A 249-nucleotide genomic window follows, 5' to 3' on the forward strand; every position below is an offset into this window, starting at 1 on the left:
CCGGGTTGGCGACATAGACCTGCATGCCCGCTTCATGGAGGGCATAGGTCAGGTTCTCGTGGTAAACACTGGTGGCCTCCAGGACCACATGAATCTCGGAGGGCTTGGCCCCGGTCTGTTTGAGTAGCCATTGAACAACAGTCTGCTCTTGGCCACGGGTATTTTGGAAAACCCGTGTTTTGACCTTCTGGGGTTGGGTTTGGCGAAGCCAAAGTGTGTCGAGTTTCTTCTTGCTAACATCGATTCCAA

The 249-nt window shown here is 53.4% G+C and carries 1 protein-coding gene; it reads right to left on the reverse strand.

All coding sequences use genetic code 11. The annotated features are described in order from the left end of the window. On the reverse strand, window positions 1-249 hold a 249-nt coding region (locus MWU49_RS17690; protein WP_246975051.1), incomplete at both ends, for a transposase.

It is taken from the genome of Alcanivorax sp. S6407 (assembly GCF_023016115.1).
Taxonomy (GTDB): Bacteria; Pseudomonadota; Gammaproteobacteria; order Pseudomonadales; family Alcanivoracaceae; genus Alcanivorax.